Consider the following 12,542-nt stretch of genomic DNA (forward strand, 5'->3'; position numbering starts at 1 on the left):
TGACGCCAGTCCTCAGTGGGTGTCGGTGGGCCGCTCCAGCAGCGGAGCCGCGTCGGAGAGTACCCCGGCGATCCTGGCCAGCGTCTCCTGGTCCCGTTCGACGGCGTCGAGCACCGGCCCGGCGGCCGTGTCCCAGCGGCGCGCGACCGCCGCAGGGTCCTCCCCGGTCAGCAGGCCCGCCGCCTGCGCGGCGGCGCCGAGCGCGACCAGTTCCCTGGCCTCGGGCACCTGCACGGGGCGTCCCGACAGCCGCCGTACGGTCTGCTGCCAGGCGGTGCCCCGGGCGCCGCCACCGATCAGCAGCAGCGGCTCCGAGCGGTCCGCGTCCTCGTCGAGGACCAGGTCGAGTGCTCCGAGCAGGGAGTGCACGGCACCGTCGTAGGCGGCCTGGAGCAGCTGGCCGGCGGTCGTGTCGTGACGCAGGCCGTGCAGCAGGCCGGAGGCGTTCGGCAGGTTCGGGGTGCGTTCACCGTCCAGGTAGGGCAGCAGCGTCACGGCCGCGCCGGGCTCCACCCCCTCACGGTCCAGCCCCAGCAGGGCCGCGACGCGGTCGACGGCGAGCGTGCAGTTCAGGGTGCAGGCCAGCGGCAGCCAGTCGCCGCGGGCGTCGGCGAAACCCGCCACCGTGCCGCTCGGGTCGGCAGGCCTGTGCCGCGACACGGTGTACACCGTGCCCGAGGTGCCGAGGCTCATCACCGGCACGCCCGGCCGCACCCCGAGGCCCAGCGCCGCGGCGGCGTTGTCCCCCGTGCCGGGCGCGACCAGGGTGCCCCGGGAGAACGGCAGGTCATGGCCGTCGCGCACCGTGCCCGCCACTTCGCCGGGCCGGACCACACGGGGCAGCAGGGACGGGTCGAGCCCCACGTGCGCCAGGATCTCCTCGTCGTAGCCTTCCGTCCCGGACGCCCACCAGCCCGTCCCGGAGACGTCGCCGCGGTCGGTCGTGCCCTGCCCGGTGAGCCGCTCGGTGAGGTAGTCGTGGGGCAGCCGCACGGCCTTCGTGGCACGCACCGCCTCCGGCTCGTGCTCGGCCAGCCAGGCCCACTTGGTGACCGTGAACGAGGCGGCGGGCACGCTTCCGGTGCGGTCGGCCCAGAACTTCGCGCCGCCCAGTTCCTCCGTGAGCCGGCGGGCCTGCGGCGCCGAGCGCACGTCGTTCCACAGCAGGGCTGGCCGGACCGGCTCGCCCCGGCCGTCCAGGGTGACCAGGCCGTGCTGCTGCCCGCCGACCGACACCGCGGCGGCCTCGTGCGCCGCGTCACCGCACTGGTTCAGGGCCTCGCACAGCGCGTCCCACCACTGGCGTGGGTCGGTCTCGCGTCCGGCCCCCGAGGAGACCGTGTGCGGTGCCTGGCCGCTCGCGACCACTCTGCCGGTGGACGCGTCGACGACCAGCGCCTTGGTGGACTGGGTGGACGAATCCACGCCGACGACGAGCGGACCCTCGGCTGCTGACATCGGGCTTCTCCCTACTGCGCGCGGCACGTGACTCCGTTCGGAGGCACCTTGTCTCTTCCCAGAGAGGTGCTCGCATACTAATTTGTAAATCGGCATGACGAAATACCCTCATCGAGCAAGGAGCCGCGGCATGAGCTACCAGCCCACCCCCGAGGACAGGTTCACGTTCGGCCTGTGGACCGTCGGCTGGCAGGGACGGGACCCCTTCGGCGACGCCACGCGGCGTGCGCTCGACCCGGTCGAGACGGTGCAGCGCCTGGCCGAGCTGGGCGCCCACGGTGTGACCTTCCACGACGACGACCTGATCCCCTTCGGCTCCGGCGACACCGAGCGTGAGGCGCACATCAAGCGCTTCCGGCAGGCGCTGGACGCCACGGGCATGAAGGTCCCGATGGCCACCACGAACCTCTTCACGCACCCCGTCTTCAAGGACGGCGCGTTCACCGCCAACGACCGCGACGTGCGCCGCTACGCCCTGCGCAAGACCATCCGCAACATCGACCTCGCCGCCGAGCTCGGTGCCGAGGTGTACGTGGCCTGGGGTGGCCGTGAGGGTGCCGAGTCCGGCGCCGCCAAGGACGTCCGCGCGGCCCTGGACCGGATGAAGGAGGCCTTCGACCTGCTCGGCGAGTACGTCACCTCCCAGGGTTACGACCTGCGCTTCGCGATCGAGCCGAAGCCGAACGAGCCGCGCGGCGACATCCTGCTGCCGACCGTCGGCCACGCCCTGGCGTTCATCGAGCGCCTGGAGCGTCCGGAGCTGTACGGCGTGAACCCCGAGGTCGGGCACGAGCAGATGGCCGGGCTGAACTTCCCGCACGGCATCGCACAGGCGCTGTGGGCGGGCAAGCTCTTCCACATCGACCTCAACGGCCAGTCCGGCATCAAGTACGACCAGGACCTGCGCTTCGGCGCCGGCGACCTGCGTGCTGCGTTCTGGCTGGTCGACCTGCTGGAGTCGGCGGGCTACGCCGGTCCGCGCCACTTCGACTTCAAGCCGCCGCGGACCGAGGACCTCGACGGCGTGTGGGCCTCGGCGGCCGGGTGCATGCGCAACTACCTCATCCTCAAGGAGCGCGCGGCCGCCTTCCGCGCCGATCCGGAGGTCCAGGAGGCCCTGCGCGCGGCCCGCCTGGACGAGCTGGCCCAGCCCACCGCCGCGGACGGCCTCCAGGCGCTGCTCTCCGACCGGTCGGCGTTCGAGGCGTTCGACGTGGAGGCGGCCGCCGCGCGCGGCATGGCGTTCGAGCACCTGGACCAGCTGGCGATGGATCACCTGCTGGGAGCACGTGGCTGAGACCCCGCGCGTGCACGGGCCCGTCACCCGGTCGCTCCGGCCGGCCGACGGGCCCGTCATGCACCGGAACCATGCGGTCCACGCCATGAGTCCGTACCGGGTTCCGCACACCCCTCCCGGCTCGCGCGGTGCGCGGTCACTCTGGTCGGTATGGCCCTGCCGCCCGTACCGCCGCACCCGCCCGGACCTCCCCGGCGCCGCGATCCGCTACCGGTCCTGCTCGCCGTGCTCGCGGCCGTGGTGGCCGTGTCCCTCGTCGTGCTCATGGCCTCGGACAGAGGCGACTCGCCGGACAAGGAGCCGTCGGGCGAGAGCACCGGCCGCACTCCCGCCCCGTCCTTCGGCATCCCCACCGAGCTGCCCACCAGGTTGCCGAGCGAGCTGCCGACCCGGCTGCCGTCGGGCTTCCCGACGCAGCTGCCGAGTGGCCTCGAATCGCTCCTCCCGTCCCCTGGACCCCAGCGGGCTAGTGCCCTGAGGCCCGCGCCCCCGAGCCGGAGGCCTCGCCGGAAGGCCGGCCCGGCGCGACGAACACCACCATGTCGGTCTCCTCACCCGGCACAGGTTCGGGCTCCCACCATCCGGAGCGGCGGTAGAAGGCGACTGCGTCCGGCGCACCGCTCCAGGTCATCAACCAGGCCCGGCCGCCGGGTGCGCCGGAGCCGAGAGCGGACAGCAACCGCCGCCCCAGGCCCGCACCGCGGGCCCGGGAGCGTACGCCCAGTTCGTCGATCTCGAAGGAGCCCACGAGGAGCTCGTTCACCCGGTCCGCACCGAGCCGCCGGGTCACCTTCCCGTAGGCGCGGTCGGTGCGGAAGGGCGCTCGGGTGGTCCAGCCCGTGGCGAAACCGTCCACCCCGCCGTCCTCCGACAGCGCCAGCACCGCCCGGAAACCCGGTCGGCGCACGTCCGTCTCCAGCCGCTCACGGAACTCCACCCGGGTCTTTTCGGGGTCCCGGGGCTCCCAGGGCGGTGCCGTGAAGACCTCGGCGTACGCTTCGGTGAGCTCGTCGGTGACGGTGAGGAGGTCCGGGCCGTACCGCTGGATCCTCACAGGGAGCTCCCCTCTCCGGGCTGGAGTTCGGCCGTAGCCGGGGCCGTCACCGCGGCCAGGGCCGTCGCCGGATCCTGGGCGGCGCCTCCCGCGGGCACCCAGCGGCCGCGCTCCTTGCGGTAGGGCCACCACCGGCCGTCCCGGCCGAGGCGCAGCTGGACCGGGGCCCCGACGACCGTCCAGCGGTTGCCGTGCGCTCGCAGCTCCGGTCGTTCGTCCGTGTCCCAGGCCGATTCCAGGGCGGCACGCGCGCGTGCGAGCGTGTCGCCCTCCACGCGCCACTGCTCGTCGAGAACGGACAGTGCGGCCGCCTCGCCGTGCTGCCAGGCGCGGACCGCCGCCGCCAGCCCCTCCCGGTCGCGCCCCGATCCATCGGCGAGCCGGTCCGCCACCTCCCGGCCGGGGCCGCCCGCGGCCAGCCGTACCGCGTCCTGCGTCAGTGTCGGTTCCGCGTCGAAGCCGCCCCGGAGCGCCTCCGTGAGCAGACGGTGGGCCTGGACGGCGGTCCGCGCGGCCAGGAACTCCAGCGCGTGCGGATCGACGCCCGGAGCGGGCGGCGTCTCGGTGTCCAGGGACGGCGGCACTCCCGGCTCGCCCGGGAGGTCGGGCAGGGCCGGCAGCGGGGGCAGGATGCTTCCGCCCGCGTACGCCTCCACCGCGTCCACACCCGAGGGCCCTGAGGGCCCGGGAGCGCACGTACCGCCGCCGCGCGTCTCGAGGTCGTCCAAGAGGGTGGCCTCGGCGCGCCCGCGCATCAGCAGCAGCAGGAACGGGTCCTGGTCCAGCAGCCGTGCCACCTGGTAGCAGAGCGCCGCCGTGTGCGCGCAGTGGTCCCACGTCCCGCAGTCGCACTCCGGTCGCAGATCGCCCAGGCCGGGCAGCAGCTCGACGCCCGCGTCCGCCGCGTCCTCGACCAGGTGGGGCGGCATCTCCCGGTCCACCAGCGCCGCCACGTGACCGGCCCGCTCCGCCGCCATGTCCAGGAAGCGGTCCCACTGTTCGGGCGACAGCTCCTCCAGCAGGACGTCGGCCCGGTGCGCCGTGCGGTCGCGGTCCTGGATGACGGCCGTGAGCCGTCCCGGGCGCACCGACACCGCGCCGACCGCACCCGCGCGGGCGAGCCGGCGGCCCGTCTTGAGCTGCGCCGAGTCCAAAGCCGTGCCCTCCAGCGCGGCCAGCCACGCCTGACCCCACCAGGTCTGGGCGAAGCCCCGCCCGCGCGCGGGCGGCAGCGCGGCGAAGACGCGTTCCGTGTCGTCCTCGTGCCGAGTCATCGCAGGCCCTCTCGCAGTTCGACCAGATCCGCCAGTTCCGCGTCCGTCAGTTCCGTGAGCGCCGCCTCGCCGGCGCCGAGGACCGAGTCGGCCAGCTCCCTTTTCCTCAGCAGCAGTTCGGCGATGCGGTCCTCGATGGTTCCCTCCGCGATGATCCGGTGCACCTGCACCGGCCGGGTCTGGCCGATGCGGTACGCGCGGTCGGTCGCCTGCGCCTCGACCGCCGGGTTCCACCAGCGGTCGTAGTGCACGACGTGCTCGGCCCGGGTGAGGTTCAGCCCGGTGCCGGCCGCCTTCAACGACAGCAGGAACACCTGCGCCTCACCGTCCTGGAAGCGCCGGACCATGGCCTCGCGCTCCGTGACCGGGGTCCCGCCGTGCAGGAACTGCGAGGACGTGCCCCGGGTGGCCAGATGCCGCTCCAGCAGACGGGCCATCTGTACGTACTGCGTGAACACCAGCACGCCCGCTCCTTCGGCGAGAATCGTGTCGAGCAGTTCGTCCAGCAGCTCCAGCTTCCCCGAGCGGCCGGTGATCACCGGCCGCTCCTCCTTGAGGTACTGCGCCGGGTGGTTGCAGATCTGCTTGAGGCCGGTCAGCAGCTTCACGATCAGGCCACGGCGGGCCATGCTGCCGGCGCCGGAGATCTCCGCGAGCGCCTCGCGCACCACCGCCTCGTACAGCACCGCCTGCTCCTGGGTGAGCGACACGGTGTGATCGGTCTCCGTCTTCGGCGGGAGCTCGGGCGCGATCCCCGGGTCCGACTTGCGGCGGCGCAGCAGGAACGGCCGTACGAGCCGGGCCAGACGGTCGGCCGCGGCCGGGTCCTGGCCACCCTCGACGGCCTCCGCGTACCGCCTGCGGAAGGTGCCGAGCCGCCCCAGCAGTCCGGGGGTCGTCCAGTCGAGGATCGCCCACAGCTCCGACAGGTTGTTCTCCACCGGGGTGCCGGTGAGCGCCACGCGCGCGCGTGCCCCGATGGAGCGCAGCTCCCGCGCGGTCGAGGAGTACGGGTTCTTCACGTGCTGGGCCTCGTCCGCCACGAGCATGCCCCACGGCACTGCGGCGAGCCGGGGCGCGTCCAGGCGCATCGTGCCGTACGTGGTGAGCACGAACTCGCCGTCGGCCAGGCCGTCCAGCGCGCGCCGTGCGCCGTGGAAGCGCCGTACCGGTGTGCCGGGTGCGAAGCGTTCGATCTCCCGCTGCCAGTTGCCCATGAGGGACGTCGGGCAGACCACCAGCGTGGGCCCGGCGGACTCCGACTCGGTCTGCCGGTGCAGATGGAGGGCGATCAGCGTGATCGTCTTGCCGAGTCCCATGTCGTCGGCGAGACAGCAGCCCAGGCCCAGCGACGTCATACCGGAGAGCCAGTTCAGGCCCCGCCTCTGGTAGTCCCGCAGGGTGGCCGCGAGGGCGGCCGGCTGCTCCACCGGCTGCTGCCCCTCGGGGTCGGCGAGCCGCTCCCGCAGGGCGGCCAGCCATCCGGTGGGCCGTACCTCGACCCGGTGGCCCTCCACCTCCGCCCAGCCCGTCAGGGCCGCGGCCAGGGCATCCACCGGTGTCACCTTGCGGTCCTGCCGGGAGCGGGCCAGGCGCACCTCCTGGGGGTCGATCAGGACCCACTGGTCGCGCAGCCGCACCACCGGACGCTTGGCCTCGGCGAGACGGTCCATTTCCTCGCGGTCCAGCGGCCGGTCGCCCAGGGAGAACGACCAGGTGAAGGCGAGCAGCGCGTCGGCGGACAGGAGCGACGGCATGGCCGCGAATGCTGTGCCGGACTCCGGGCCGCCGTCGAAAGGGCCCACCTCCGCGCGCGTGGCGAAGTCGCGGGTCAGTCCTTTGGGCCAGTGCACGTCGACCCCGGCGGCGCTCAGGGCACGGGCGCCCGTGCCGAGCAGTTCGGTGACCTCCTCGTCGGCGAGTTCGGCCGCGTCCGGCACGGTCGCCGACAGCAGTGGGGTGAGCGGGGTCCAGGCCCGGGCCGCGCGGCGCAGGGCGAGCAGCGCGTCCATCCGCGCGCGGGGGCCGAAGGCCTCGCCGCCGGCGCCGGCCCAGACATCCGCCGCGTCAGCGACGAGCGCGGGGTCGCTCACGCTGTGCACCTGAAGCACGGCCCGGAACGTCACGTCCGCGTCGTGGGCCGCCGTCTCCTCCAGTCCGTCCGCCTCGATCCGCAACGACAGCCGCACACCCGCGTCGTGGCCCGCGGCGACATCGGCGGCCCAGGCGCGCTGCTCGGGCATCCGCACCGGCTCCGGCGCGGCGTAGGCGGGACCGCCCGCCACCAGCGGCGCGGCGGGGGAGCGGGGCAGGGTGTCGGCGACCGCGTCGAGGAAGGCGCGCAGGAGCTGCTCCGGGTCGGGCAGGCGCAGCGGCCCGGCGCTGTCCAGGGGCACGGCGTGGGCCTCGGGCGGCATCGAGGCGGCGAGACGCCGTACGGCCTCGACGTCCTCGGTGCGCAGCGGGCCGGTGCGCCAGGCGTCGTGGTCCCCCGGGGACAGCCCCGGCAGCAGCAGTCCGCGCGCCACGAGATGCAGGGCGTGCAGGGCCGCGGCGCCCCAGAAGACGGTGGACCGTTGCCCCTGCCCGTCGGCACGCGCGCGGGTGAGGACCGGCAGGGCCGTGCGCACCGGCATCAGGGCGGCGGGCACGTGCGCTTCTACGACACCGCTGCCGTGCGGCACGACGACGGTCATTTCCGTGACGGGCGCGGACGCCACGGCCGGAGGGGAAGCGCCGTCCGGCCGCCAGAAGGCGACCCTGCCCGTGCGCGCGGGGTCGCCGGGCAGGAATACGGAGTGGCAAAGGGCCAGTTCGGAGACCTCGGCGGAGGATGCCGGGGGTGTCGGATGCTCGGCTATGGCGGATTCCTCAAATTTGACTACTGGGGAGCGGAATCGTCGAGAGTACAGCACTTCCGATGCGCACGGGTAGGGCTGAGCTGTGAGCTGAGTCACCATGGAGGTCTCGGGGGTGCGTCGGGGTCGCACCTCAGGGATGTCTCAGGGTCGCGGTCCGGAACCGCCGTGAGCGCGGGTCCGTTTTCGAGACAGAGAGCGGCAGTGGCCGCGAAGGAGGCGACAGTCATGTCGAACAACGCCAAGATCGCCGCAGGCGGTGTGGCGGTCGGGCTCATCCTGCTGATCTGGCTGCCCTGGTGGGCATCGCTCCTGATCATCCTGGGAGTCCCGGCCGCCGCGTACCTCGCGCTGGATCCGTCGCAGCGGCGCAGGCTCCGCCGCACCACCCGCAAGGAACTCGGCCGCTGAGGCGCTGATCCGGTGCGGCCCGGCCGATGCTCAGGCCCCGGCCGGACCGGCTCAGTTCGGCCGTACGGCCATCTTGTCGAGCGCTTCGAGGAGGCCCGGCAGTTCCGGCCCCCGGCCGACCGGCAGGACCTCGCCGGGCTCCTCGTCGAGCAGCACGAAGGCGATGTCGTCGGTCCTGGCGATGAGCGACCAGCCCGGACCGTCGGCCCGCAGGGTCCGGGCGTCTCCCGGCGCGAAGGAGGACCGGACCCGGCCCAGCGGCGGTGGTGAGTCGATGTAGGCGCGGGCCTCCGCGAGGACACGCCGGATGCCGCTGTGGCCATCCTTCCGCCCGCTCTCCCCGCCTTCGCCGGGGCCGTCGCCCGCCCCCTCCCCGTCACCCGGTGTTCCCGAGGGCCCCGGCGCCGGGAAGTCCGCGTCGTCGACCTGCTCCCGCCACGCCGCCCACTGCAGGGCGATCTCGTCCGCGCCCAGACGCCGCTGGGCCGGGCCCCAGACGGTGGCGTCCGGAGGAGTCAGCGGGGGCCGGTCGTCGGCCTCCGGGCCCGGATCGTGCGGCGCGGGCACCCCGGGGGCCGCGACGGCCACCGCGAGGGGCCAGCCGGGCAGGGCCGCGACGACCGTGCGTTCGTCGGGCGACAGCTCGTACTCCATGCCGCAGTCCCAGGACGCGATCGCGACGGCCACCAGGGAGACGTCGTCGATGGCCACCGTCCACCGGGCGCCCTCGCCGTCCTGACCGAGCACCAGCCCGTAGCCGTCGGCGAGCGGCGCGAGACCGAGCGCCGCGCATGCCTCGGGGTAGTCGTCGCCGAGCACACTCGGGAACTTCGCCGGCGTCAGCAGCACCGCCGTGAGCACATAGAGCGCATCGTCCGCGGCGGCGACGGCTTCCTCGTCCGTCCCGGCCATCCCAGCCTCCCCATCGGTTCGTCCACCGGCGCGCACCCTAATGCGCCCGCAAGCCCCTTGTCACGGCCTCGCCCGCGCACGCGGAGCTGCAGTTTTCCGGCGGACGGGGCGAATCGACCCTCCGGAACGGCCCCTCACGCCGCCGGCAGCCCCAGCAACTCGCGGGCCACCGTCTCCGGCGACTCGCCGCGCTCCCGGGCGAGCGCGATCACGGCCCGGCAGGCCAGCTCGTTCACACCGAACGACAGCGCCTCCGGCGACACCCAGCCGGCCGCCTCTTCGGACCGCTCCTGGTCGTCCTGCGCACACGCCGTGACATAGGTGGCCGCGGCCTCGAAGAGATTGTGCGGCCGCATGTCCCCGCCGGCCTTCGGCTCCGTGCGCAGGACATGAGTGACCCTTCCCCCGGCTTTGCGGAACCTGTCCCACATGCTGACCACCTTCCCCTTGTGCGCCCGTCCTGCCTGGTCGTTCAGCTGCTGAGGACCAACGTAGAGTTGGAGAACCTGTGGCAGAAGGGGGATAGCACGGTGAAGCGCTTCTCACGCCTCGAACAGATCCGGCGGATGGACCCGTACGAGGAGGCCACGGAGATCTACCGGCTGAGCGTGGCGTACGAGTTCCCGTGGGACTTCACACAGGCCCTGGAACTGGCCCTGTACCGCACCTACGCCGTCCCGAGCATCGGCCGGCTGCTCGCGCGGACGGCGGAGCTCACGGACCGGGCGCAGAAGCGCTACGACGACACCTCGCTGCTCCTGGACACCATCGTCGAGCACGGTTTCGGCAGTGACCAGGGCAGGACCGCGATCCGCCGCATCAATCAGATGCACCGCAGCTACGACATCAGCGACGACGACATGCGCTACGTGCTCTGCACGTTCGTCGTGATGCCCAAACGGTGGATCGACGCCTACGGCTGGCGCAGGATGTCACGCCACGAGACCGTCGCCGGCGTCGTCCACCACCGCACACTGGGCCGGCACATGGGCATCAAGAACATCCCCGAGACCTACGAGGACTTCGAGAACTACCTCGACTCCTACGAGGCCGCCCACTTCGCCTGGGACGAGGACGCCCGGCGCGTCTCGGACGCCACGCTCGGCCTGATGGCCTCCTGGTACCCCGGCCCCCTCGCCCCCCTGCTGCGCACCACGACCCTCGCGCTGCTCGACGACCCGTTGCTGCGCGCCTTCCGCTACACCCCGCCGAGTGCCGCCACACGCGCGTGGGTGCGTCGCGCGGTCCGGCTCCGCGGTCGTGCCGTACGCCTGCTGCCGCCCCGGCGGACCCCGCACTTCGCCCGCCAGAACCGGGAGATCAAGGGCTACCCCTACGGCTACCGGATCGCCGACCTGGGCACCCGCCCCGTCCCGGGCGTCCGGGGCTGCCCCGCGCGTCACGCGGCGCCGGACGCCGAGGCCGGGTGACACGACGGCTCGGCCTTCGCCCACGGCCCGGCCCTGGCGCACGGTGTTCGGTCCTCGTGCACGGTGCTCAGTCCTCGCGCACGGCCAGTGCCAGGAATCGCAAGTCCTCGTCGACGTACGACGTCAGACGCCATCCGGAACCGGCCAGCAGCGGACGGAGGTTGGACTCGGCACGCAGGTCGTCCGGGGTGAGCGGGCGGCCGTGGCGTGCCGCGAGAGCCGCCCTGCCGATCGGGTGGAACAGCGCCAGCACCCCACCGGGGCGCACCACGCGCGCGAGTTCCCGCAGGTTCTCGGCCGGGTTCCCGAGGTGGGAGATGAGGCCCGCCCCGAACACGGCGTCCAAAGACTCCGAGCGCAGCGGCAGCGCGGCGACGTCCGTGAGCAGCAACCGCCCGTCACGATCCCGCCCGGCCCGTACGGCCTCCCGCAGCATGGCCGGCGTCAGGTCGGCCCCGAGAACCACTCCCGAGGCCCCGACGGCGGCTCGCAGCGGCGGCAGGGCGCGTCCGGTGCCGCACCCCGCGTCGAGGACCCGGTCACCCGCCCGCAGTCCGAGTTCGGCGACCGCGGCCGCGTAGGCCGGACCGTCATCGGGGAACCGGCTGTCCCAGTCGGCGGCGCGGGCGGTGAAGAACTCCTGGACACGCGTCTGCTCGTCGCTCATGCACCGCATGATTCCTCACCGGCAGGGATGACGCCTCAGTGCACACGTTCGAGCGTGACCCGATCGTTCCGATACATCCTTGCGTCATATTCCAGCACCTTTCGAAATGCGCCCCCTTCGCGCGCCCCAGCCGGGTCTAGCGTCCCGGGGTCATGGGACACCTGGACCACGCAGCCCTGGGGTGGCTGACCCCCGCACTGTCGTACGTGATGGCCTGCATAGGCGCCGCGCTCGGTCTGCGCTGCACCGTCCGCGCGCTCGCCACCACCGGGCGCTCGCGGCGCAACTGGCTCGTCACCGCCGCCTCGGCGATCGGCACCGGCATCTGGACCATGCACTTCGTGGCCATGCTCGGGTTCGGCGTCACCGGCACCGACATCCGCTACGACGTGCCGCTCACGCTGCTGAGCCTGCTCGTCGCCATGGTCGTCGTCTGCGCAGGCGTCTTCGCCGTCGGCTACAGCAGGGACCGGGGCCGGGCGCTGCTGGCCGGCGGGCTCACCACCGGGCTCGGCGTCGCGAGCATGCACTACCTGGGCATGGCGGCCGTCCGTCTGCACGGTGACGTGACCTACGACCCGCTGCTCGTCGGACTCTCCGTGCTGATCGCCGTCGTCGCCGCGACAGCGGCCCTCTGGGCGGCGCTCAACATCAAGTCGCCCGTGGCGGTCACCATCGCCTCCCTGATCATGGGCGCGGCCGTCAGCAGCATGCACTACACCGGGATGTTCGCTGTGGGTGTGCGCGTGACGCCCTCCGGGGACACTCTGCCCGGGGCATCGGCGATGCAGTTCGTCTTCCCCCTTGCCGTCGGCCTCGGTTCCTATCTCTTCCTCACCTCGGCCTTCGTCGCCCTGTCGCCGACGGCCGGGGAGCGTGCGGCCTCCGCCTCGGCTCAGCGACCGGTGGGAAGCGCCGCACCCTAGCCGCGAAGGCGACCGCGAACCGCGGAAACCGCGCAGAGCCGAACGTGACGCAGCGGCCCGGGTGGTCCGCCGGGACCTCGGCCGTCACCGTCACCGCCGCCGACGCCAGGTCGCGCGGGGTCGGCACGCGAGGTGCGCCTCCCGTCAGCGAACCCTGTGACCAGGAGGAACAGCCTCGGCGGCCCCCGTGGCGCACCCGACGGCCGGACAGTGCGACTGCCGGTCCGGCCCTGCACTCCGGTCCGTGCGGGGCAC

General features: G+C 73.3%; 11 protein-coding genes. 4 read left to right on the forward strand and 7 right to left on the reverse strand.

Going from position 1 to position 12,542, the window contains the following annotated elements; genetic code table 11:
• Positions 1-12 precede the first annotated feature (12 nt).
• Positions 13-1,458, reverse strand: coding sequence for a xylulokinase (gene xylB, locus ACIQHQ_RS22230; protein WP_402613902.1), 1,446 nt, complete (start codon positions 1,456-1,458; stop codon positions 13-15).
• Positions 1,459-1,588: 130 nt separating this feature from the next.
• Here xylB and xylA point away from each other — a divergent pair, with 130 nt between their 5' ends.
• A complete protein-coding gene (gene xylA / locus ACIQHQ_RS22235) occupies positions 1,589-2,755 on the forward strand; it encodes a xylose isomerase (protein ID WP_402613905.1) in 1,167 nt (388 codons plus the stop codon).
• A 466-nt stretch (positions 2,756-3,221) separates the two neighbouring features.
• Here xylA and ACIQHQ_RS22240 read toward each other — a convergent pair whose 3' ends face one another.
• The 3 genes from ACIQHQ_RS22240 to ACIQHQ_RS22250 are packed head-to-tail and all read right to left on the reverse strand — an operon-like array spanning position 3,222 to position 7,779.
• Positions 3,222-3,809, reverse strand: a complete 588-nt coding sequence (locus ACIQHQ_RS22240) for a GNAT family N-acetyltransferase (protein WP_402613908.1) — start codon at positions 3,807-3,809, stop codon at positions 3,222-3,224.
• Positions 3,806-5,083 (reverse strand): SWF or SNF family helicase, encoded by a 1,278-nt coding sequence (locus ACIQHQ_RS22245; RefSeq protein ID WP_402613911.1) that lies wholly within the window; start codon positions 5,081-5,083, stop codon positions 3,806-3,808. The genes ACIQHQ_RS22240 and ACIQHQ_RS22245 overlap by 4 nt, the downstream gene beginning before the upstream one ends.
• Positions 5,080-7,779, reverse strand: coding sequence for a DEAD/DEAH box helicase (locus tag ACIQHQ_RS22250; RefSeq protein ID WP_402614514.1), 2,700 nt, complete (start codon positions 7,777-7,779; stop codon positions 5,080-5,082). Before ACIQHQ_RS22250 ends, ACIQHQ_RS22245 begins: the two co-directional genes overlap by 4 nt.
• A gap of 390 nt (positions 7,780-8,169) precedes the next feature.
• On the opposite strand from ACIQHQ_RS22250, the gene ACIQHQ_RS22255 reads away from it, so the two are divergent.
• Positions 8,170-8,352 (forward strand): hypothetical protein, encoded by a 183-nt coding sequence (locus tag ACIQHQ_RS22255; protein WP_031107015.1) that lies wholly within the window; start codon positions 8,170-8,172, stop codon positions 8,350-8,352.
• A gap of 51 nt (positions 8,353-8,403) precedes the next feature.
• On the opposite strand, the gene ACIQHQ_RS22260 is transcribed toward ACIQHQ_RS22255, so the two are convergent.
• The gene (locus ACIQHQ_RS22260) at positions 8,404-9,264 is read right to left on the reverse strand and encodes a hypothetical protein (protein WP_402613915.1); all 861 of its coding nucleotides are present in this window, start codon (positions 9,262-9,264) and stop codon (positions 8,404-8,406) included.
• A 134-nt stretch (positions 9,265-9,398) separates the two neighbouring features.
• A complete protein-coding gene (locus tag ACIQHQ_RS22265) occupies positions 9,399-9,695 on the reverse strand; it encodes a hypothetical protein (RefSeq protein WP_402613917.1) in 297 nt (98 codons plus the stop codon).
• Positions 9,696-9,794: 99 nt separating this feature from the next.
• Between ACIQHQ_RS22265 and ACIQHQ_RS22270 the strand changes: the two genes are divergently transcribed.
• Positions 9,795-10,694 (forward strand): oxygenase MpaB family protein, encoded by a 900-nt coding sequence (locus tag ACIQHQ_RS22270; RefSeq protein WP_402613920.1) that lies wholly within the window; start codon positions 9,795-9,797, stop codon positions 10,692-10,694.
• A gap of 67 nt (positions 10,695-10,761) precedes the next feature.
• Here ACIQHQ_RS22270 and ACIQHQ_RS22275 read toward each other — a convergent pair whose 3' ends face one another.
• On the reverse strand, positions 10,762-11,361 hold the full coding sequence (locus ACIQHQ_RS22275; RefSeq protein ID WP_402613923.1) for a class I SAM-dependent methyltransferase: 600 nt from the start codon (positions 11,359-11,361) through the stop codon (positions 10,762-10,764).
• A gap of 152 nt (positions 11,362-11,513) precedes the next feature.
• On the opposite strand from ACIQHQ_RS22275, the gene ACIQHQ_RS22280 reads away from it, so the two are divergent.
• Positions 11,514-12,287 (forward strand): MHYT domain-containing protein, encoded by a 774-nt coding sequence (locus tag ACIQHQ_RS22280; protein WP_402613926.1) that lies wholly within the window; start codon positions 11,514-11,516, stop codon positions 12,285-12,287.
• Positions 12,288-12,542 lie beyond the last annotated feature (255 nt).

Origin of the sequence: Streptomyces sp. NPDC092370, assembly GCF_044755265.1 — a bacterium.
GTDB lineage: Bacteria > Actinomycetota > Actinomycetes > Streptomycetales > Streptomycetaceae > Streptomyces.